At 55.5% G+C, this 17082-nt stretch carries 15 protein-coding genes; 7 read left to right on the top strand and 8 right to left on the bottom strand.

Annotation, left to right across the window (positions count from 1 at the left end):
- Nucleotides 1-7 precede the first annotated feature (7 nt).
- Together pflB and pflA are read left to right on the top strand one after the other, a co-directional pair.
- Entirely contained in the window at nt 8-2290 is a 2283-nt protein-coding gene (pflB, locus tag CDA56_RS25455; RefSeq protein ID WP_014228637.1) for a formate C-acetyltransferase, read from the top strand.
- Nucleotides 2291-2493: 203 nt separating this feature from the next.
- A complete protein-coding gene (gene pflA / locus CDA56_RS25450; protein ID WP_004871674.1) occupies nt 2494-3234 on the top strand; it encodes a pyruvate formate lyase 1-activating protein in 741 nt (246 codons plus the stop codon).
- A gap of 54 nt (nt 3235-3288) precedes the next feature.
- Here the strand turns inward: pflA and CDA56_RS25445 are convergent, their stop codons facing one another.
- Nucleotides 3289-4146 carry a MurR/RpiR family transcriptional regulator gene (locus CDA56_RS25445; RefSeq protein WP_103814742.1) on the bottom strand — a complete coding sequence of 286 codons (858 nt, stop codon included), beginning with the start codon at nt 4144-4146 and terminating at the stop codon, nt 3289-3291.
- A gap of 122 nt (nt 4147-4268) precedes the next feature.
- On the opposite strand from CDA56_RS25445, the gene CDA56_RS25440 reads away from it, so the two are divergent.
- Genes CDA56_RS25440 through CDA56_RS25420 form a run of 5 tightly spaced genes read left to right on the top strand, consistent with a single transcriptional unit; the run spans nt 4269 to nt 8039 of the window.
- Complete coding sequence (locus CDA56_RS25440) at nt 4269-4544, top strand: PTS sugar transporter subunit IIB (RefSeq protein WP_014228635.1); 276 nt, start codon at nt 4269-4271, stop codon at nt 4542-4544.
- Nucleotides 4545-4561: 17 nt separating this feature from the next.
- The gene (locus tag CDA56_RS25435) at nt 4562-5827 is read left to right on the top strand and encodes a PTS ascorbate transporter subunit IIC (RefSeq protein WP_014228634.1); all 1266 of its coding nucleotides are present in this window, start codon (nt 4562-4564) and stop codon (nt 5825-5827) included.
- Between the two features lie 12 nt (nt 5828-5839).
- The gene (locus tag CDA56_RS25430; RefSeq protein WP_103814740.1) at nt 5840-6637 is read left to right on the top strand and encodes a transketolase; all 798 of its coding nucleotides are present in this window, start codon (nt 5840-5842) and stop codon (nt 6635-6637) included.
- Nucleotides 6637-7548 (top strand): transketolase family protein, encoded by a 912-nt coding sequence (locus CDA56_RS25425; RefSeq protein ID WP_025107510.1) that lies wholly within the window; start codon nt 6637-6639, stop codon nt 7546-7548. Before CDA56_RS25430 ends, CDA56_RS25425 begins: the two co-directional genes overlap by 1 nt.
- A 53-nt stretch (nt 7549-7601) precedes the next feature.
- A complete protein-coding gene (locus tag CDA56_RS25420; protein WP_103814738.1) occupies nt 7602-8039 on the top strand; it encodes a PTS sugar transporter subunit IIA in 438 nt (145 codons plus the stop codon).
- Nucleotides 8040-8078: 39 nt separating this feature from the next.
- Here the strand turns inward: CDA56_RS25420 and CDA56_RS25415 are convergent, their stop codons facing one another.
- The 7 genes from CDA56_RS25415 to lolA all read right to left on the bottom strand — a co-directional run bounded on the left by CDA56_RS25415 (nt 8079) and on the right by lolA (nt 16981).
- Nucleotides 8079-9227, bottom strand: a complete 1149-nt coding sequence (locus CDA56_RS25415; protein WP_009653261.1) for an MFS transporter — start codon at nt 9225-9227, stop codon at nt 8079-8081.
- 274 nt (nt 9228-9501) lie between these two features.
- Complete coding sequence (locus CDA56_RS25410) at nt 9502-10365, bottom strand: dimethyl sulfoxide reductase anchor subunit family protein (protein WP_104011457.1); 864 nt, start codon at nt 10363-10365, stop codon at nt 9502-9504.
- Nucleotide 10366: 1 nt separating this feature from the next.
- Nucleotides 10367-10984: a DMSO/selenate family reductase complex B subunit gene (locus CDA56_RS25405; RefSeq protein ID WP_009653301.1), complete on the bottom strand. Its 618-nt coding sequence runs from the start codon at nt 10982-10984 to the stop codon at nt 10367-10369.
- 10 nt (nt 10985-10994) lie between these two features.
- Nucleotides 10995-13433, bottom strand: a complete 2439-nt coding sequence (gene dmsA / locus CDA56_RS25400; RefSeq protein ID WP_104011456.1) for a dimethylsulfoxide reductase subunit A — start codon at nt 13431-13433, stop codon at nt 10995-10997.
- 200 nt (nt 13434-13633) lie between these two features.
- Nucleotides 13634-14926, bottom strand: coding sequence for a serine--tRNA ligase (gene serS / locus CDA56_RS25395; RefSeq protein ID WP_009653254.1), 1293 nt, complete (start codon nt 14924-14926; stop codon nt 13634-13636).
- 91 nt (nt 14927-15017) lie between these two features.
- Nucleotides 15018-16361: a replication-associated recombination protein RarA gene (rarA, locus tag CDA56_RS25390; RefSeq protein WP_004849446.1), complete on the bottom strand. Its 1344-nt coding sequence runs from the start codon at nt 16359-16361 to the stop codon at nt 15018-15020.
- An 8-nt stretch (nt 16362-16369) separates the two neighbouring features.
- Nucleotides 16370-16981, bottom strand: coding sequence for an outer membrane lipoprotein periplasmic chaperone LolA (gene lolA, locus CDA56_RS25385; RefSeq protein ID WP_004130911.1), 612 nt, complete (start codon nt 16979-16981; stop codon nt 16370-16372).
- Nucleotides 16982-17082: the final 101 nt, after the last annotated feature.

Here is a 17082-nt window from a genome sequence, read left to right as displayed (position 1 = left end):
GTGTTACATGTCCGAGCTTAATGAAAAGTTAGCCACAGCCTGGGAAGGTTTTGCGAAAGGTGACTGGCAGAACGAAGTCAACGTCCGCGACTTCATCCAGAAAAACTATACCCCGTACGAAGGTGACGAGTCCTTCCTGGCTGGCGCAACTGACGCGACCACCAAGCTGTGGGACACCGTAATGGAAGGCGTTAAACAGGAAAACCGCACTCACGCGCCTGTTGATTTTGATACTTCCCTTGCATCCACCATCACTTCTCATGACGCTGGCTACATCGAGAAAGGTCTCGAGAAAATCGTTGGTCTGCAGACTGAAGCTCCGCTGAAACGCGCGATTATCCCGTTCGGCGGCATCAAAATGGTAGAAGGTTCCTGCAAAGCGTACAATCGCGAGCTGGACCCGATGCTGAAGAAAATCTTCACTGAATACCGCAAAACTCACAACCAGGGCGTGTTTGACGTTTACACCAAAGACATCCTGAACTGCCGTAAATCTGGCGTTCTGACCGGTCTGCCGGATGCCTATGGCCGTGGTCGTATCATCGGTGACTACCGTCGCGTTGCGCTGTACGGTATCGACTTCCTGATGAAAGACAAATACGCTCAGTTCGTCTCTCTGCAAGAGAAACTGGAAAACGGCGAAGATCTGGAAGGAACTATTCGTCTGCGCGAAGAAATCTCTGAACAGCACCGTGCGCTGGGTCAGATCAAAGAAATGGCGGCAAAATACGGCTGCGATATCTCTGGTCCGGCAACCACCGCTCAGGAAGCTATCCAGTGGACCTACTTCGGCTACCTGGCTGCCGTTAAATCTCAGAACGGCGCGGCAATGTCCTTCGGTCGTACCTCCAGCTTCCTGGACATCTTCATCGAACGTGACCTGAAAGCCGGTAAAATCACCGAGCAAGACGCACAGGAAATGATTGACCACCTGGTCATGAAACTGCGTATGGTTCGTTTCCTGCGTACCCCTGAATATGATGAACTGTTCTCTGGCGACCCGATTTGGGCAACCGAATCTATCGGCGGTATGGGCGTTGACGGCCGTACTCTGGTCACCAAAAACAGCTTCCGTTTCCTGAACACCCTGTACACCATGGGGCCGTCTCCGGAGCCGAACATCACCATTCTGTGGTCTGAAAAACTGCCGCTGAGCTTCAAAAAATACGCCGCGAAAGTGTCCATCGATACCTCTTCTCTGCAGTACGAGAACGATGACCTGATGCGTCCTGACTTCAACAACGATGACTACGCTATCGCTTGCTGCGTAAGCCCGATGGTTGTTGGTAAGCAAATGCAGTTCTTCGGCGCGCGTGCTAACCTGGCGAAAACCATGCTGTACGCAATCAACGGCGGCGTTGATGAAAAACTGAAAATGCAGGTTGGTCCTAAATCTGAACCGATCAAAGGCGACGTTCTGAACTTCGACGAAGTGATGGACCGCATGGATCACTTCATGGACTGGCTGGCTAAACAGTACGTCACTGCGCTGAACATCATCCACTACATGCACGACAAGTACAGCTACGAAGCTTCCCTGATGGCGCTGCACGACCGTGATGTTATCCGCACCATGGCATGTGGTATCGCAGGTCTGTCCGTTGCGGCTGACTCCCTGTCTGCAATCAAATATGCGAAAGTTAAACCGATTCGTGACGAAAACGGTCTGGCTGTCGACTTCGAAATCGAAGGCGAATACCCGCAGTTTGGTAACAACGACTCTCGCGTCGATGATATGGCCGTTGACCTGGTTGAACGTTTCATGAAGAAAATTCAGAAACTGCACACCTACCGCAACGCTATCCCGACTCAGTCCGTTCTGACCATCACCTCTAACGTTGTGTATGGTAAGAAAACCGGTAACACCCCTGACGGTCGTCGCGCTGGCGCTCCGTTCGGACCAGGTGCTAACCCGATGCACGGCCGTGACCAGAAAGGTGCTGTTGCCTCTCTGACCTCCGTTGCAAAACTGCCGTTTGCTTACGCGAAAGATGGTATTTCTTACACCTTCTCTATCGTGCCGAACGCGCTGGGTAAAGACGACGAAGTTCGTAAAACTAACCTCGCCGGCCTGATGGATGGTTACTTCCACCACGAAGCGTCCATCGAAGGCGGTCAGCATCTGAACGTCAACGTTATGAACCGCGAAATGCTGCTCGACGCGATGGAAAACCCGGAAAAATATCCGCAGCTGACCATCCGCGTATCCGGCTACGCAGTACGTTTTAACTCCCTGACGAAAGAACAGCAGCAGGACGTTATTACTCGTACCTTCACTCAGACCATGTAATGGTATTGACTGAAATCGTACAGTAAAAAGCGTACAATAAAGGCTCCACGCAAGTGGGGCCTTTTTAGCAATATCATCCTGCCCCAGTCTCTTTTGTCTGCTGTCTATACTTTATGGATAACAGCCAAAACAGACTCGACATAGCCTTTGAGCTGTGCATCTACATAGGCCCCGGATGGGCCAAATTCGGAGATATCACCGCAATGTCAACAATTGGTCGCATTCACTCCTTTGAATCCTGTGGCACCGTCGATGGCCCGGGGATCCGCTTTATCACCTTCTTCCAGGGCTGCCTGATGCGCTGTCTCTATTGCCACAACCGCGATACCTGGGATACCCACGGCGGCAAAGAGATTACCGTTGAAGAGCTGATGAAAGAGGTGGTGACCTATCGCCACTTTATGAACGCTTCCGGCGGCGGCGTGACGGCATCCGGCGGCGAGGCTATCCTGCAGGCCGAATTTGTTCGCGACTGGTTCCGCGCCTGTAAGAAAGAAGGTATTCATACCTGTCTCGATACCAACGGCTTTGTGCGCCGCTACGACCCGGTTATTGATGAACTGCTGGAAGTCACCGATCTGGTGATGCTCGACCTCAAGCAAATGAATGATGAAATTCACCAGAATCTGGTTGGCGTCTCTAACCATCGGACGCTGGAGTTTGCCCGTTACCTGTCAAACAAAAACATCAACGTCTGGATCCGCTACGTTGTGGTTCCGGGCTGGTCCGACGATGATGATTCCGCGCATCGCCTGGGCGAGTTTACTCGTGACATGGGCAACGTCGAGAAAATCGAACTGCTGCCGTACCACGAGCTGGGCAAGCACAAATGGGTAGCCATGGGCGAAGAGTACAAGCTGGACGGCGTCCATCCGCCAAAGAAAGAGACCATGGAACGCGTGAAGGGCATTCTGGAACAGTACGGTCATAAGGTGATGTACTAAAATCCCCACCCGGTAGAGATTGCGCTACCGGGTGTTTCCCCAACAAAATCAGCGTCAGGACATAAAATATTCCGACAGCTTATTCGCCACGCTCTCAATCGAGAAAATGCGCTTCTGATGCGCTTTTCGGTATTCCGCATAGCGTTCATCCTGCTCTTCCAGCGCGCTGAGGATCCGGTCGGCCACCATCATTGCGCCGGCGATTTCCGCAAACCCCGACTCCCCTTCCCCCTGTAAAGCCACCGCCGCCTGAAGATTCCAGTCAGATAAACGGGCCAGCGGCGCAAACGTCCCGCGGGTCAGCGATAAAATTTTAACGCCCTGCTGCTTTGCCAGCGACAGGGCCTGCATCATATCCGCCGATGCCTGTTCGCTGTGAACGACGATGATGCCGGTTTTTTGACTGTCAGCCAGCAGCGGCATCGCCGCCGGATAGGAGCGATCGATAAAGCTGGCCGCCTTACCCATATTGATTAAATTCATCTGCAGGAACAACGCCACCGGCACCGCCGTGCCCACGGCATAAATAGCAATGCTGTTCAGGGCGTTAAGCCAGTCGGCCGCGGCTTTCAGCTCCTGGTTATCGACAATGGCATTACTATCGCGAATGCTCGCCAGCACCGGCGCAATCTCTTCGCTCTCATTGATACCGTGGTCTTCCGAGCGCGCGGCGCCCTGCTCCATCGCCAGCGCGGTTCTGAAATCCGAGAAACCTTTAAAACCAAAGGCCCGACAAAAACGGGTGATACTCCCCTCACTGGTATCAATGGAGTCGGCCAGTTCTGAAATCGTGTGACGCATCACAAAGTCAGGATTTTCCGTAATAAAACGGCCAACTTTCTCCAGTATCGGGCTTAGCCCTGAAGCTCCGTTTCTTATGCTTATCAACAAGTTATTGTCTATCTGGCTCATGTTTTGCCTTATTTGCTCAAAATGCAAACACAGTCACATCTTTCGTCCTGCCGCAAAGATAATAATTATTATCTCATACAAATAAATAAAAATAATTATTTTTACAAACAGGAGAACATCGAATGAAAGGTCTCATAGTCTGTCGTACCGGTATGGGCAGCTCCTTAATGCTCAAAATCAAAGCACAAAAAATCATCGACAAGCACGGCTGGAATATCGAGCTGGAGCATGACGTCCTCTCAGGGTTACGCACCTGGCGAGATATTGATTTTGTCATCACTATGCGCGATCTCACCGACGAAGTCGAAGCCGCCGGATTCAGAGCGGTCGGCATCACCGACCTGATGAACAGTGAAGAGATGGAGTCTGCGCTCACCGACATCGTTCAAAGCAACTAACCTCTCCCGGAGGCAATATGGATTTCCTCAGATTTATTGTATTCGACATTCTGGGCGTAACCCCACTTTTAGTTGGCTTTATTGCATTAATCGGCCTGTTAATCCAACGCAAGCCGATTGAAAAAGTCCTTTCCGGCACCTTCAAAACCATCGTTGGCTTTCTGGTTTTTGCCGGCGGCGCCGGTCTGGCAGTCACTTCCCTGGGTAACTTTCAGACCTTATTCAGCGATGGATTTGGCCTGAAGGGCGTCATGCCGCTGGCAGAAGCGCTAACCGGACTGGCGCAAACCAAATTCGCCATGTGCGTGTCGCTGATCATGGTGATTGGTTTTGGCTGGAACCTGTTTTTTGCCCGCGTGACGCCGTTTAAATACATCTTTCTTACCGGGCAACATAATCTTTATCTCTCCGCGCTGCTTACCGTAACGCTGAAGGCGCTGGGCTACAGCGACATGACGACCATCATTGTCGGCTCCGTGCTGCTGGGTCTTGCCGCCTGCCTCTATCCGGCCATTGCGCAGCCGTGGATGCGAAAAATTACCGGTAATGATGAGATAGCGATGGGGCACTACGTCACCCTGGCCTACGCCGCCTCCGGCTGGATTGGCGCAAAGGTCGGCGATCCGAAACAATCCACCGAAAAGCTGAATCTTCCCGGCTGGCTGGGGATCTTTAAAGATTACATCGTCTCGGTGTCGATCTCGGTGAGCATCTTCTACTACATCGCCGCGCTCGCTGCCGGAAAAGCCGCGGTCACCGCAGCGGCAGGCGGGATGCACTGGCTGGTTTACCCGCTCTTTCAGTCGCTGACCTTTACCGCTTCGCTGTACATCATCATTACCGGCGTACGCCTGCTGCTGTCAGAAATTGTTCCGGCCTTCCTCGGCATCTCGGAGAAGTTTATTCCTAACGCCAAACCCGCGCTCGACTGCCCGGTGGTCTTCCCCTACGCCCCGACCGCCACGGTGCTGGGGTTTATCTCTTCGTTTGTCGGCGGGCTGGTGGTGATGGGCTTTCTGGCGATCCTTGGCCAAACCGTGATTATCCCGGTAGCCATTCCCTACTTCTTTATTGGCGCGACCGCAGCGGTATTTGGTAATGCCTCCGGCGGCTGGAAAGGCGCGATTGCCGGAAGCTTTATCACCGGGATCCTGATCGGCATCGGCCCGGCGCTGATTTACCCGATTATGGAATCCGTCGGTCTTTCAGGCACCAGCTTCCCGGAAACCGACTTCGTCGCTCTGGGTCTGGTCGTGTACTACATCGGTAAAATGCTGCCCTAAGAAGGAATGAACATGAACATTGATGAACTGAAATCCCACGCGCTTGCCGCCCGCCGCGAGATCGTCACCATGATTTACGAGTCCGGAATTGGCCATCCGGGCGGGGCGCTGTCGATAATCGACGTGCTTACCTGGCTCTATTACCAGGAAGTCGATCTGGCCGCCTCTCCCCGCTCGCGCGTGGTGATGAGTAAAGGCCACGCCGTCGCCGCGCAGTACGCCATGCTGTATCAACAAGGCAAGATCGAGCGCAGCGAGTTCAATACGTTCCGAAAGATCAACTCGCGCCTGCAGGGGCACCCGAGCATTAAGTCGCTGCCGGAAGTCGATGCGACAACCGGACTGCTGGGCCAGGGGCTGTCGATTGCTTTTGGTATGGCGGCCGCCAAAAAGCGGCGCAACGATCCGCACCGGGTATTTGCCATCGTTGGCGATGGCGAAATGCATGAAGGCCAAATCTGGGAAACCTTACAGCAGGCCGGGCATATGAAAATGGATAACCTGGTCGCCATCATCGATTACAACGGCTTCTCTTCCCACGATCCGGTCAATGACGTCGTTAATCTCGAGCCGCTGGCGGACAAAATCCGCAGCTTTGGCTGGCATGTACTGGAACTGCACAACGGCAATGATATGCATCAGGTTGCCGATACCCTGATGCTATCCCGTCACCTGAAAGGTAAACCTGTCGCCATCGTGGCGCGCACCACCAAAGGTTCCGGCGTCAGCTATATGGAAAACAACGGCGACTGGCACTCAAAAACCCCGAGCAAAGAACAATTTCAGCAGGCGATGGAGGAGTTACAGTGATGAAAGCACCCCGTGATGAGATCGGGCATGCCCTGATTGCGCTAAAAGAAAAAGGCTATCCCGTTGTTGTTATCGACAGCGATTTAGCCAGCTCTACCCGTACCGACCAGTTTCAGGCCGTCTATCCTGAGGCCTTTTTCGAAATGGGCATTGCGGAAGGTTCCGCCATGAGCTTCGCAGTCGGCCAGGCGCTGGAAGGCTTTATGCCCTTCTATGTTAACTTTGCGATGTTCGTCACCGGTACCGCCTGGACCCAGCTGCGGCAGGCCTGCTATGCCAAAGCCAATATTAAACTCGTCGGTAGCCACCCCGGTATGGATGATGGCCCGGACGGCGCTTCGCACCATGCGCTGGAGGATTTAGCGCTGACCCGCGTCCTTCCGGGGTTAACCGTCCTGACCCCGGCAGATGCGGAAGAAATCGCCGAGGCCTTCGAGCAGGCGGCAAAAATAAAGGGACCCGTTTATATTCGCGTGGCGCGCGAGCCGATGCCGGTTCGCGACAAAAGCGTCGTTCCGCGGGTCAGCGATATCGCCGCCATCGCCGACAGCGGCACGGATTTTGCGATTCTGTTTGAAGGAACGGTACTGGAACAGGCTACCGACGGCTATGAAAAGCTGCTCGCCAGCGGCAAAAAGGGCAAGCTTATTCACGTTGCAACCGTCAAACCCTTCAACCAGCAGGCGTTTTATCGGCTGGTCGAAGGCTGCCCGCTTATCGCTACGCTTGAAAATCACACCGTCAACGGCGGCCTCGGCGGCCTGATCGCGGAAACCCTGGCGCAAAAGGCACATCCGGCGCGCCTTACGCGTCTGGGAACGCAGGACACATTTACCGAATCGGGTAATAGCAGGCAGCTAAAAGCGAAATATGGCATCTCGGGAGACGCGCTGTTTAACGCGCTACGCTAACCACCAGGCGAGCCGGTCAGTTGGCGGTCGGCTCGCGCGTAAAGGGAACGTTTATGGAAGAGAGGCTATTTTCCGCCTGTCAGTTCACCAGCGACTGCCTGAGCTGGCGCAGCGCCGTTCATCTCGCCTGCCGTCCGCTTGAGGCGCAGGGAAAAATCACCGGGGGCTATGCCAGGGCTATTATCAGCGCCACGGAGCAGGATGGCCCCTGGTATATATTGAGCCCGGCGTTTGCGCTACCGCACGCGCGTCCGGAAGCCGGCGTGCTGAGCAGAAACAGCGCGCTTTCGCTGCTTTGCTGTAGCGAGGCCGTTGATTTTCCGGAGCATCCCGGCATTCGGCTGATAGTCGTACTGGCGGCGGCCGATAGTGAACAGCATATCCAGACCATCCAGCGGTTAGTCTGCTGGCTGGATGAGGGGGAAAGACTTCAGCGATACAGCACGGTGCAAAACCGGGCACAGTTTATTGCGCTTCTTGCGTCGCATTAATCTATAGCCAGGGTCGTGCCCTGGCTATGTTCTGAAAAATCAGGCGTGCGCCACCGGCGTAGGATGGTGCCCCGCTTTGCGCAGCAGCGTCAGTAGGTAGATGAATGACACGCTGGCAATCATGATAAACAACAGATTGTCAGAGAAGTTCTGCATCAGCATGGCGGTCAGCGTCGGCCCAAGCAGGCTGCCCACGGTATAGCTCATTAGCAGCGCCTGGTTCATCGCCACCAGCTGATGACGCTCAACTTTTTCACAGGCCCAGGCCATAGCCACCGGATAGAGCGTGAAGCCGGAAGCGCCCAGCACGAACAGCGCGGGCGCCATTGCGGCCTGGCTTAACATCGCCAGACAGCCGAGAATCACCACAAACACCTGAACGCGCAGGACCAGCAGACGGCCGTAGCGATCGGCGAGCCGGCCAATTGGCCACTGCCCCACGATACCTGCGCTCACCATCACCGCCATCCAGAAGCCGATGCCGGAATCGCTAACGCCCTGGTGGTTGAGCCACAGCGGCATCAGGCCATACAGCGAACCGAGCACAATGCCGGAAATAATGCAGCCGTTGACGCCATGACGGGCCTGACGCAGCCTTAACATTGGCCAGATACGCGCCGGTTCGTGCGGCTCATCGGCCTGAGTCGCCACGCGAGCAAACAGCAGCGGCAGAATGGCCGCCAGCGCCAGCGCCGTCACCCACGGCAGAACGCTCATCAGATCCGTCGGCAGCTTGCTGACCATTAACTGGCCCAACACCGTGCCGACGTAATAAATCATCATATACGCCGCCAGCAGGCGACCCCGGCTCCGCGAAGTGCCGCTACAGACCAGCGCGCTCTCCACCACCACCCAAATCATCGCGCAGCCGACGCCGGCGATAAAGCGCCAGCTGAACCAGCTCCAGAAGCCCAGCGTAATACCAAGACCCACGCAGCCCACGGCAAAAATAACCGATGCCAGGTAATAGCTGCGGTTAAAGCCCAGACGCTTAATTACCCATCCGGCAAGCAATGTTCCCACCAGATTACCGGTAAAATAGGACGAGCCCACCATCCCGACCTGCCAGGTCGGCATATTTTCATGGGCGAGCCAAAGCGGGACGAGCGTATTTAAAACCGCTATCGCCAGGGTCAATAAAAGCAGGCCACAGAGCAGCATTTGCACTGGCCGGGTGTAGATGGTCATGGATATAAACCGTGATGGAGTTCAGATTTCGTGCGCATCATGCCACTGCTGCAAACATTGTCAATCCGCCTGAAATCAGGCGTGACGCGGTTTGCGGGGGAACGATAGAAGTTTTTTATCCAGCGGATCGACAACAGAATAGCTATTTATATTATTCCATTGTTTTTATTAATTTATTGGAAAATAGCGGTGGGAATATCGGTAGAAATATTTCATGAATCGACCGCACTTTTTATCGCGCCAGAATAAGGGTTTCTGGCGCGATAAAGGGCGATTAGCTGGCGATTGCCATTCCAACGGTCATATGCAGGCCGTAGAAGACGCCGCGGCCGATCGTCTCGCCGATCAGCACCAGCACAAAAGCCAGCCCCAGCATCGGCAGCGCAGGCTGGTAGCCTTTGAGCTGGGGGGCAATCCAGCAGACCAGCGCCAACGCCAGCGCAACCAGGCGCCACGCCATCAGCGAACCGTAGGCCGGCACCAGCGCCGAGGCCTGCTGAATAGAGCTATGGATTGTCGCCAGCTCGCTGCCTTGCATCAGCACCACGATGGCGCTAATCACCAGCGCCAGCAGGGTCACCGCCGGCAGCAGGCGCATCGCCCAGCCGTTGACATCGGCAACGCGCAGCAGCAGATATCCCAGCAGCGGACCGCCGATAAACATCGTCAGGAAGAAGCTAAGCGGCGTCCAGACCGTATACCAGGTGGGTACCGTATCAATAGTGTTATAGACGCGGACCATCATCCAGACGAAGATAACCCCCAGCACCATAGTAATGACCAGCCAGAGATGACGCAGCCCCGCCGGTAGCTTATTGACCACCGCCAGCAGCCAGCCAATGCCGCCGACGGCGAAGAAAAGCGCCCCGCTGACGATTTCGTTACTGAGCGACGAGGCGCCTACGCGATTGAGCGAGTTAAACGCGCGAATGGGCGACCCAAGATGCAGGGTTGAGGCAATAAAGCCCACGCCCATCAGCACCCACAGGCCAAACATGCTCCACACGACGCGCTGCTGCTGTTCACGCGATAAGTCGCCTTTCATTAGCGCCAGAGCCAGCACAATAAAGCCGCCCACTACGCACTGACCAAAGACCGTGAAAATAATCAGCGGCCATTCATGCCATCCACTCCCCATCTCACACCTCCTTCGGGTTGGCCAGGTAGCCGGTGGTATCTCCACACGGTCGGCTGTTGGCGTTAGGTTTAATCACGATACTCGGTTTAGTGAAGTGGGCCGAAGGCAGCGGCGCAACGGCGGCCAGCTGGCCGTGTTTTTGGCGCAGCTCTTCAATCGGGCCGAAATCTAACGCGCGCAGCGGGCAAGATTCCACGCAAATCGGCTTTTTGCCGTCGGCGACGCGCTCGTGGCAGCCGTCGCATTTGGTCATATGACCTTTTGTCGCATTGTACTGCGGCGCGCCGTACGGGCAGGCCATATGGCAATAGCGACAGCCGATACAGACATCTTCATCGACAACGACAAAGCCATCTTCACGTTTATGCATCGCCCCGCTCGGGCAAACTTTGGTGCAGGCCGGATCCTCACAATGGTTGCAGGCAATAGAGAGGTAATAGGCAAAGACGTTTTGCTGCCAGACGCCGTTATCCTCCTGCCAGTCGCCGCCGGCGTATTCGTAGATACGACGGAAGCTCACTTCCGGCGTGAGGTTTTTATAGTCTTTACAAGCCAGTTCGCAGGTTTTGCAACCGGTGCAACGGGCGGAATCAATAAAAAATCCATATTGAGTTGTCATCGGTTACTCCTTACAGCTTTTCAACCTGGACGAGGTTGCTATGCGATGGATTGCCTTTCGCCAGCGGCGACGGGCGTTGGGTGGTCAGCACGTTAATGCAGCCAGCCTGATCCACGCGGCCTGCGTCCGGGTTATACCAGGCCCCCTCACCCAGCGCGACCACGCCCGGTATCATGCGCGGGGTCACTTTGGCCTCGATATGCACTTCACCGCGATCGTTAAAAATGCGGATCCGATCGCCATTGGCGATATCGCGCTTCTGTGCATCAAGCGGGTTGATCCACATCTCCTGACGGCAGGCGGCTTTCAGTACGTCAACGTTGCCGTAGGTGGAGTGCGTGCGGGCTTTATAGTGAAAACCGGTCAGCTGCAGCGGATACTTTTTCGCCAGCGGATCGTCATAGTTTTCAAACCCAGGGCTGTATATCGGCAGCGGGTCGATAACATCCTCTTCTTTCAGCTCCCAGGTCGCGGCAATTTCCGCCAGCTGCGCAGAGTAGATTTCAATTTTCCCTGACGGCGTTGTGAGCGGATTGGCGGCGGGATCTTCGCGGAAAGCTTTATAGGCAACGTGGTGGCCTTCCGGATCGCGCTGTTTGAAGATTCCCTGCTTGCGGAATTCATCAAACGGCAGCAGCGCCGGGATCGCTTTACGGGATTGCTCATAGAGGTGACGCAGCCACTCTTCCTGAGTGCGGCCTTCGGTGAAACGTTGCTCAACGCCCATGCGCTTCGCCAGCTCCGTGGTCATCTCATAGATGGTTTTGCATTCAAAACGCGGCTTGATGGCCCGATCGGCAAAAATCACGTATGACATGTTGCCGCAGGAGGCATCGAGGGCAAAATCCATCTGCTCCGAAGCCGTACAGTCCGGCAGCAGAATATCGGCATATTTCGCCGAGGAGGTCATATGGCAATCAATGACCACAATCATCTCGCACTTCTTGTCATCCTGAAGGATGTCATGGGTACGGTTAATCTCTGAATGCTGGTTGACCAGGCAGTTACCGGCATAGTTCCAGACCATTTTAATAGGCACGTCGAGCTTATCTTTGCCGCGCACGCCGTCGCGCAGCGCGGTCATTTCCGTCCCGCGCTCAATCGCATCGGTCCACATAAACATGGAAATACTGGTTTCCACCGGATTATCCAGCGTCGGCATACGTTCAAAAGGCAGGGAGTAAGAACCCTCACGCGCGCCGGTATTGCCGCCGTTAATCCCGACGTTGCCGGTTAAGATTGCCAGCATGGAAATCGCGCGGGAAACCAGCTCACCGTTGGCATGGCGCTGTGGGCCCCAGCCCTGAGAAATATAGGCAGGTTTAGCGCTGGCGATTTCGCGCGCCAGCTGCACGATACGCGCCTGGGGAATGCCGGTAATCGTCGATGCCCACTCAGGGGTCTTCGCGATACCGTCTTTGCCCTGACCGAGAATATAGGCCTTATAGTGGCCATTGGCCGGCGCCCCTTCCGGCAGCGTTTTCTCGTCATAGCCTACGCAGTACTTGTCGAGGAAAGGCTGGTCAACGAGGTTCTCGTTAATCATCACCCACGCCAGCGCGGAGACAAGCGCGGCATCGGTTCCCGGGCGGATAGGGATCCACTCGTCTTCGCGTCCGGCGCCGGTGTCGGTATAGCGTGGATCGATAATAATCAGCCTGGCGTTGGATTTCTCCCGCGCCTGTTCCAGGTAGTAGGTCACTCCGCCGCCGCTCATGCGGGTTTCCCCGGGGTTATTGCCAAACAGCACCACCAGCTTGCTGTTTTCGATATCCGACGGGCTATTGCCATCGGCCCAGCCGCCGTAGGTGTAGTTCAGTCCCGCGGCAATTTGCGCGGTGGAGTAGTCGCCATAATGGTTGAGATAGCCGCCGCAGCAGTTCATCAGACGGGCAATCAGGGTTTTCCCCGGTGGCCATGAGCGAGTCAAGGTTCCGCCGAGGGTTCCCGTTCCGTAGTTCAGATAGATGGACTCATTACCGTACTCTTTTATCAGGCGCTGCATATTGCTGGCGATAGTATCGAACGCTTCTTCCCAGCTGATTTGCTCGAATTTGCCCTCGCCGCGTTTGCCCACGCGCTTCATCGGATATTTCAGGCGGTCCGGGTTGTAGACGCGTCGACGCATCGAGCGGCCGCGCAGACAGGCGCGAACCTGATGCAGACCGTCGTAGCTATCGTCGCCGGTATTGTCCGTTTCAACATATTTTATCTCACCACCCACCACATGCATCCGCAGCGGGCAGCGGCTGCCGCAGTTCACCGTACAGGCGCTCCAGGTGACCGTTTCGCTGGCGGGGTTGAGGTTGTCTGCGGCTTGGGCAATGCGCGTGAAGGGTAAGGTAAAAGCGCTGCTGGCCATCGCCAGCCCGCCAATCGCCGTGGTTTTCATTAAACCACGCCGGCTCACCTCAGCAGCCAGTAAAGCATCGGAGGTTTTGGTTTTCATAGATACTCGCTTTGGTTGCTCACAATTAACTTAATGCCGTTATATAGTTATATATACAACGAAATTAACCTTTATTAGTTTTTTATCCTGTTTAATCCAAAGGGAGTATCTTCGTAATCGCGAAGGCGATTATTGCCCGGTATCAAGAAGGGGGTAAAAAAAAAGCGCCCGCAGGCGCTTTTGAGAAGAGCGTTGAAAAATCAACCGATAAATTCAAGGCCGCGCATATACGGGCGCAGAACTTCCGGGATCTCGATGCGACCATCCGCCTGCTGATAGTTTTCCATCACCGCGACCAGCGTACGTCCAACCGCCAGGCCAGAACCGTTCAGCGTGTGTACGAGGCGAGTTTTCTTGTCAGATTTGCTGCGGCAGCGTGCCTGCATGCGACGCGCCTGAAAATCCCAGACGTTGGAGCAGGAAGAGATCTCACGATAGGTATTCTGCGCCGGCACCCACACTTCCAGATCGTAGGTTTTGCATGCGCTGAAACCCATATCGCCCGTGCACAGAGCCACTTTACGATACGGCAGACCCAGCAGCTGCAGCACTTTCTCGGCGTGGCCGGTCATCTCTTCCAGCGCCGCCATGGAATCTTCCGGACGTACAATCTGCACCATCTCGACTTTGTCGAACTGGTGCATACGGATCAGACCGCGGGTATCGCGGCCGTAAGATCCGGCTTCAGAGCGGAAGCACGGCGTATGCGCGGTCATTTTGATCGGCAGATCGTCTTCATCAATGATTTCATCGCGAACCAGGTTGGTCAGCGGAACTTCCGCCGTCGGGATCAGCGCGTAGTTGCTGCTGTCGGCTTCTTCTTCCAGCGGACGGGTATGGAACAGGTCGCCGGCGAATTTCGGCAGCTGACCGGTACCGTACAACGTGTCCTGGTTAACCAGATACGGGACGTAGTTTTCGCTGTAGCCGTGCTGTTCGGTATGCAGATCCAGCATAAACTGCGCCAGCGCGCGGTGCAGGCGTGCCAGCTGGCCCTTCATGACCACAAAGCGAGAACCGGTCAGCTTCACGGCGGCGGCAAAATCCAGCCCTCCGTGCATTTCGCCCAGCGTGACGTGATCGCGAACGTCAAAATCGAACTCGCGCGGGGTTCCCCAGCGGCTGACTTCAACGTTGTCGTTTTCGTCGCGACCGGCCGGAACGTCGTCGTGCGGGATATTAGGGATAGCCAGCGCGATATCGCGGATCTCCGCCAGCAGCGCGTCCAGCTCGGTCTTAGCGGCATCAAGCTGCTCGCCGAGTTTGTTCACTTCCAGGCGTAATGGCTCAATATCTTCCCCGCGCGCTTTCGCCTGGCCAATGGATTTCGATCGGGAGTTGCGCTCCGCCTGCAGGTTTTCAGTTTGAACCTGCAGAACTTTACGACGCTCTTCCAGAGCGCGAAGTTTATCTACATCCAGCTTAAAGCCCCGGCGTGCCAGTTTTTCTGCGACTGCGTCTGGCTCGGTACGCAGCAGATTGGGATCGAGCATGCTTATCCTGTGCTTATCGAATTAATAAAAGAAAAATGGCCGCAGAGCGCGACCACGGAAATAGTGTGACAACCTTACCGCAACGCCTCAATTATCGGTAGCGTTTTATCGGGCTATTTTGATCCTGTTCGGTTAACCAGGCGAGCTTTTCGCCTATTTTGCCCTCCAGCCCCCGGTTTGTCGGCTTATAATAGCGCGTTTGCGCCATTTCCTGCGGGAAGTACTGCTCCCCGGCGGCATAAGCATTCGGTTCATCGTGAGCATAGCGATACTCTTGCCCGTAGCCCATCTCTTTCATCAGCTTCGTTGGGGCATTGCGCAAATGAACCGGGACGTCGTAATCGGGACGTTCGCGGGCGTCGGCCATCGCCGCTTTAAACGCGGTGTAAACCGCGTTGCTTTTGGGTGCACAGGCAAGATAGACAATGGCCTGAGCAATCGCCCGTTCGCCTTCCGCCGGTCCGACACGGGTAAAGCAGTCCCATGCGGAGATCGCAACCTGCATCGCGCGCGGATCGGCGTTGCCGACATCTTCCGAGGCAATCGCCAGGCAGCGGCGGGCAACGTAGAGCGGATCGCCGCCGGCGGTAATAATCCGCGCGTACCAGTAGAGGGCGGCGTCCGGGGCGCTGCCGCGAACCGATTTGTGCAGCGCGGAGATTAAATCGTAAAAGCGATCGCCTTTGTTGTCGAAACGCGCGCTGCGCTCACCGGCAATTTCAGTCAGCAGCTCAACTTTCAGCACGCGATTGCCGGAGGCGTCGGCTTCGGCCATATCGGCCATCATTTCCAGCGTATTCAGCGCCCGGCGCGCATCGCCGTTGACAAGGTCGGCGATGGCCTTGCGCGTCTCGTCCGGCAGGACGATATTTTGCCCGCCGTAGCCGCGCGTTTTGTCGCTCATCGCCTGGTTGAGCACCTGCTCGATGTCGTCGCTGGTCAGCGACTTCAGCAGATAAACGCGCGCGCGGGATAACAGCGCGGAATTGAGTTCAAAGGAGGGATTTTCCGTCGTCGCGCCGATAAAGGTGATGGTCCCGTCTTCAATATGCGGCAGAAAGGCGTCCTGCTGGCTTTTATTGAAACGGTGCACTTCGTCGACAAACAGGATCGTGCGGCGACCCGCGTTGCGGTTTTGGCGCGCGCGTTCAATGGCCTCGCGGATCTCTTTCACCCCGGAGGTCACAGCTGAAATACGTTCAACGTCGGCGCTGGCGTAGCGCGCAATCACTTCGGCCAGGGTGGTTTTTCCTGTCCCGGGCGGCCCCCAGAGAATCATCGAGTGAAGATGCCCGGCTTCAATCGCCCTCGGTAAGGGTTTACCCGGCGCCAGCAGGTGCTGCTGGCCAATGTACTGCGCTAAATTTTCTGGCCGCATACGGGCGGCCAGAGGTTGAAACGCGTTATCGGAAAAATCGAGCGACAGGTTGCTCACGTTCGCCTCTATTTACGTTGATCGTCCACCGTAACCCCTTGCGGCGGCGTAAAGGTGAACTTAGATGCATCCACGGCACCATTTTGTTGCGATTTCAGCTGATAGCTGCTGCGTTGATCGTCCTGTTCCACGGCGCTAAACTGATGAATCGTACCGTCGCGACCCACGTTGATGGTGAACTGCTTCAGATTACCGCTGCCGTTTTTCGGCGTCAGAACAAAATCGTCACCGTTCTGCTTAATGTTGTAGTTCTGCCAGTCGCTGGCCTGATTGCGGGCAATCAGCATAAACGGCGTGTTGCTGGTCGCATCTTTCAGCCAGGTAGCGGTAGCCTGCTCAACAAACGGGTTGTAAAACCACAGCGTTTTGCCGTCGGAAACCAGCACGCTTTCATCCGGCTGGGTCATATGCCAGTTGAACAGATTAGGCCGCTTGACCCACAGGTCCCCCTGCCCGTCCTGCACGGCATTACCACTGCCGTCCGTCACTTTCTGCGTAAAGCTGGAGTGGAAGCTGCTCACTTTATCAAGGCGGCTTTTTAAATCGCTGGCGGCATCCGCCCATACCTGACTGACGACAAAACTGGACAGTAATGCACAGGTGATTGCGAGTTTTTTCATTGTTATTCCTTAATGTGCGTCACTCCCGACGCGGGAGCCTGGTCTGCTGCTAATGTAGAACGGCCAACGGCCGTAAAACAGCAGAACAGGCTGATTTTCAC

The organism is Klebsiella michiganensis (genome assembly GCF_002925905.1).
Lineage (GTDB): Bacteria > Pseudomonadota > Gammaproteobacteria > Enterobacterales > Enterobacteriaceae > Klebsiella > Klebsiella michiganensis.
Note: the sequence above shows the minus strand (reverse complement) of the source record. Positions and strands in the feature narration are given on the sequence as shown.

Bases quoted from the DNA above. Each gene is read 5' to 3' on its own strand.
- serS (WP_009653254.1), bottom strand. From the start codon at position 14,926: ATGCTCGATCCCAATCTGCTGCGTACCGAGCCAGACGCAGTCGCAGAA.
- pflA (WP_004871674.1), top strand. From the start codon at position 2,494: ATGTCAACAATTGGTCGCATTCACTCCTTTGAATCCTGTGGCACCGTC.
- CDA56_RS25435 (WP_014228634.1), top strand. From the start codon at position 4,562: ATGGATTTCCTCAGATTTATTGTATTCGACATTCTGGGCGTAACCCCA.
- pflB (WP_014228637.1), top strand. From the start codon at position 8: ATGTCCGAGCTTAATGAAAAGTTAGCCACAGCCTGGGAAGGTTTTGCG.
- CDA56_RS25430 (WP_103814740.1), top strand. From the start codon at position 5,840: ATGAACATTGATGAACTGAAATCCCACGCGCTTGCCGCCCGCCGCGAG.
- dmsA (WP_104011456.1), bottom strand. From the start codon at position 13,433: ATGAAAACCAAAACCTCCGATGCTTTACTGGCTGCTGAGGTGAGCCGG.
- CDA56_RS25440 (WP_014228635.1), top strand. From the start codon at position 4,269: ATGAAAGGTCTCATAGTCTGTCGTACCGGTATGGGCAGCTCCTTAATG.
- CDA56_RS25445 (WP_103814742.1), bottom strand. From the start codon at position 4,146: ATGAGCCAGATAGACAATAACTTGTTGATAAGCATAAGAAACGGAGCT.
- CDA56_RS25405 (WP_009653301.1), bottom strand. From the start codon at position 10,984: ATGACAACTCAATATGGATTTTTTATTGATTCCGCCCGTTGCACCGGT.
- CDA56_RS25410 (WP_104011457.1), bottom strand. From the start codon at position 10,365: ATGGGGAGTGGATGGCATGAATGGCCGCTGATTATTTTCACGGTCTTT.
- lolA (WP_004130911.1), bottom strand. From the start codon at position 16,981: ATGAAAAAACTCGCAATCACCTGTGCATTACTGTCCAGTTTTGTCGTC.
- CDA56_RS25425 (WP_025107510.1), top strand. From the start codon at position 6,637: ATGAAAGCACCCCGTGATGAGATCGGGCATGCCCTGATTGCGCTAAAA.
- CDA56_RS25420 (WP_103814738.1), top strand. From the start codon at position 7,602: ATGGAAGAGAGGCTATTTTCCGCCTGTCAGTTCACCAGCGACTGCCTG.
- CDA56_RS25415 (WP_009653261.1), bottom strand. From the start codon at position 9,227: ATGACCATCTACACCCGGCCAGTGCAAATGCTGCTCTGTGGCCTGCTT.